The 4,099-nt window shown below is 61.0% G+C and carries 2 protein-coding genes; both read right to left on the bottom strand.

Features of this window, described 5'->3' with window-relative positions:
• A partial coding sequence (gene psaB, locus NW846_RS12220) for a photosystem I core protein PsaB (RefSeq protein ID WP_414516142.1) occupies positions 1–1,777 on the bottom strand: 1,777 nt, incomplete at its 3' end.
• Positions 1,778–1,798: 21 nt separating this feature from the next.
• Positions 1,799–4,066: a photosystem I core protein PsaA gene (gene psaA, locus NW846_RS12215; RefSeq protein ID WP_414515281.1), complete on the bottom strand. Its 2,268-nt coding sequence runs from the start codon at positions 4,064–4,066 to the stop codon at positions 1,799–1,801.
• Positions 4,067–4,099: the final 33 nt, after the last annotated feature.

Below are 4,099 nucleotides of genomic sequence, written 5' to 3'. Positions count from 1 at the left end.
TCCAGAACATGGCCAGGTAGAAGGCATCCCAGGCGGAGATGTCGCAGGTGCCGCCTCGACCCGGGCCGTCGCAGGGGAAGCTGTAGCCGAAGTCTTTCTTGTCCGGCATCAGCTTAGAGCCGCGGGCATCCAGCGCCCCCTTGACCAGGATCAACGTGGTGGTGTGCAGGCCCAGGGCAATGGCGTGGTGCACCAGGAAGTCCCCAGGGCCAATGGGCAGGAAGAGGAACCCATTGGGGTCGTTAATGGCTTGCAGCCAGCCTGGCAGCCACACGTTGCCGTGGTTGGGCCAAGCAGTGGAGGCAATGCTGTTGGGATCCGACAGCAGCACGTTCATGCCGTAGAGCATCTTGCCGTGGGAGGCCTGGATGAACTGGGCAAACAACGGCTCGATCAGAATCTGCTTCTCCGGCGTGCCGAAGGCCTGCATCACATCGTTATGGACGTACAGCCCCAAGGTGTGGAAGCCCAAGAAGAGCGACACCCAGCTCAGGTGGGAGATGATCGCCTCTTTGTGATCCAGCACCCGAGCCAGCACGTTGTCCTTGTTGGCTTCGGGATTGTAATCCCGCACCAGGAAAATGGCTCCATGGGCAAAGGCCCCCACCATCAAGAACCCAGCAATGTACTGGTGATGGGTGTAGAGAGCCGCCTCCGTGGTGTGATCCATGGACATGAACACGTAGGGGTTAAGGGCGTACATGTGCTGCGCCACCAGCGAGGTCACCACCCCCAGACAGGCCAGAGCCAAAGCCAACTGGAAATGCAGGGAGTTGTTGACCGTGTCGTAGAGACCTTTGTGGCCTTCTCCCAGCAGGCCTCCGAAGGGAGTGCCCTTGGGGGGGTTGTGGGCGCCAAGGATCTCCCGGATGCTATGGCCAATGCCCCAGTTGGTGCGGTACATGTGGCCGGCCACGATGAAGATCACCGCGATGGCCAGGTGGTGGTGGGCCATGTCCGTCAGCCACAGGGACTGGGTGTTGGGGTTAAAGCCACCCAAGAAAGTGAGGATGGCCGTGCCCGCCCCTTCTGCCGTGCCCCAGACATGGTTGGCCGTGTCCGGGTTCTGGGCATACACCCCCCAGTTGAGGGTAAAGAAGGGCTTCAGACCTGCCGGGTGGGGCAGAGTGGTAAGGAAGTTGTCCCAGCCTACGTGCTGCCCGCGGGACTCGGGGATGGCGACATGCACCAAGTGACCGGTCCAAGCCAGGGAGCTGACCCCAAACAAGCCGGCCAGGTGGTGGTTGAGGCGGGCTTCAGCGTTCTTGAACCAGCTCAGGCTGGGGCGGAAACGGGGCTGTAGGTGCAGCCAGCCGGCAAACAGAAACACCGCCGCCAACAACAACAGGCCGATGGCACCGGCGTAGAGATCGCCGTTGGTGCGCAGGCCAATGGTGTTGAACCAGTAGTACAGGCCAGAGTAGGCCGCGTTGACGGGGCCGCCGCCCCCCGGTTGGGTAAAGGCTTCCACCGCTGCCTTGCCAAAGTGGGGATCCCAGATGGCGTGGGCGATGGGGGTGACACCCATGGGGTTGGCTACCCATTGCTCATAGTTGCCTTGCCAGGCGATGTGGAAGACGTTGCCGGAGGCCCACAGGAAGATGATTGCCAGATGGCCAAAGTGGGTGGCGAACAGCTTTTGGTAAAGCCGCTCCTCCGTCATGCCATCGTGGGTCTCGAAGTCGTGGGCGGTGGCAATGCCATACCACAGCCGACGCGTGGTGGGATCGCTGGCCAGGTCTTGGCTGAATTGGGGAAAACGAGTTGCAGTTGTCATGATTCTCTCTTCCTCCTTGCCTTAGCCGAGTGCGCCGAACCGTGCCAGGAAGAACGCCCAGGTGGTGACGATCCCTCCCAACAGGTAGTGGGCCACACCGACCGCCCGACCCTGAATGATGCTCAGAGCGCGGGGTTGAATGGCCGGAGCGACTTTTAGCTTGTTGTGGGCCCAAACGATGGACTCAATCAGCTCCTGCCAGTAGCCGCGACCGCTGAACAGGAACATCAGGCTGAAGGCCCAGACAAAGTGAGCGCCCAAGAAGAGCAGCCCATAAGCCGACAGAGCCGAGCCGTAGGAGTTGATCACCTGCACCGATTGCGCCCACAGGAAGTCCCGCAACCAGCCGTTGATGTTAATGGCGCTGGTGGCAAAGTTGCCGCCGGTGATGTGCTCAATCGTGCCATCGGCGTTGACGGTGCCCCAGATGTCGCTCTGCATCTTCCAGCTGAAGTGGAAGATCACGATGGAGATGCAGTTGTACATCCAGAACAGCCCCAGGAACACGTGATCCCAGCCGGAGACCTGGCAGGTGCCGCCGCGGCCCGGGCCATCGCAGGGGAAGCGGAAGCCCAATTTGCCTTTGTCCGGGATCAACCGGGAAGAGCGGGCAAACAACACCCCCTTGAGCAGGATCAGCACCGTAATGTGGATGGTCATGGCGTGGATGTGGTGCACCATGAAGTCCGCCGTGCCCAACACCATCGGCATCATCGACACCTTGCCGCCCACAGCCACCACGTCGCCGCCGAAGATGGGGCTGACCGAAGCGCCCACATAGGGAGCGGTGCTGGCGATGGCCTTAGTGTGCAGGGATTGAATCCACTGGGCAAAGATGGGCTGCAGTTGGATGCCGGTGTCCGAGAACATGTCCTGCGGACGGCCCAGGGCCTGCATCGTGTCGTTGTGGACGTAGAAGCCAAAGGCGTGGAAGCCCAAGAACAGACACACCCAGTTGAGGTGGCTGATGATGGCGTCGCGGTGGCGCAATACCCGATCCAACACGTTGTTGCGGTTCACCGCCGGGTCATAGTCGCGAACCATGTAGATGGCCCCGTGGGCAGCGCCGCCAACGATAAACAGGCCCCCTATCCACATGTGGTGGGTAAACAGGGAGATCTGGGTGGCGTAGTCGATGCCCATGTAGGGGTAGGGGTTCATGGCGTACATGTGCTGGGCCACGATGATGCTCAGGGATCCCACCATGGCCAAGTTAATGGCCAGTTGGGCGTGCCAGGAGCTGGTCAGCACTTCGTAGAGACCCTTGTGGCCCTCGCCGGTGAAGGGGCCCTTGTGGGCTTCCAGGATCTCTTTGATGGAGTGGCCGATGCCCCAGTTGGTGCGGTACATGTGGCCGGCCACGATAAAGAGCACGGCAATGGCCAGGTGGTGGTGGGCCTGATCCGTCAGCCAGAGGGCGCCCGTTTGCGGATCCAGGCCACCCTTGAAGGTGAGGAACTCCGCGTACTTGCCCCAGTCCAACGTAAAGAAAGGCACCACCCCGCTGAAGAGGCCCCAATCCACGCTGGGGAACATCTCCTTCATCAGGGCCGGCTTGAGGATGAACTCGTGGGGCAGAGGGATCTGAGCCGCCGGCACGCCCGCATCCAACATCTTGTTGATGGGGATGGCCACGTGGATTTGGTGACCGGCCCAGGCCAGCGAGCCCAGCCCCAGCAGGCCCGCCAGGTGGTGGTTGAGCATCGACTCCACGTTTTGGAACCACTCCAGCTTGGGAGCCCGCTTGTGGTAGTGGAACCAGCCGGCGAACAGGCAGAGGCCAGCCATCACCAGACCGCCGATAGCGGTGCAGAGGAGTTGAAACTCATTGGTGATGCCGGCAGCTCGCCAGAGGTGGAATAGACCCGACGTGATGCGGATCCCTTCAAAGCCGCCGCCCACATCGCCGTTGAGGATCTCCTGGCCGAAGATGGGCCAGACCACTTGGGCGCTGGGCTTGATGTTAATCGGATCCGCCAGCCAAGCAGAATAGTTGGAGAACTGAGCTCCGTGGTAGTACATGCCGCTCAGCCAGACAAAGACCACCGCCAGGTGGCCGAAGTGAGCGGAGAAGATCTTCCGAGAGACGTCTTCTAAGTCGCTGGTGTGACTGTCGAAGTCATGAGCAAGAGCATGGAGGTTCCAGATCCAGGTCGTGGTCTTGGGCCCACGCGCCAGGCTGCGATCGAAGTGCCCCGGCTTGGCCCACTTCTCAAATGAGGTGGGGACCGGATCGATATCCACCGAAACCTTGACCTTTGGCTCTCGCTCCTTTGGCGTAGTTGTCATCAAGAACTCCTCTCTTGCGACAAGGAACGAAGC

The organism is Synechococcus sp. W60.3 (assembly GCF_047502615.1).
In the GTDB taxonomy this organism is placed as follows: domain Bacteria; phylum Cyanobacteriota; class Cyanobacteriia; order Thermostichales; family Thermostichaceae; genus Thermostichus.
This window is presented reverse-complemented; position numbering and strand designations above follow the sequence as displayed.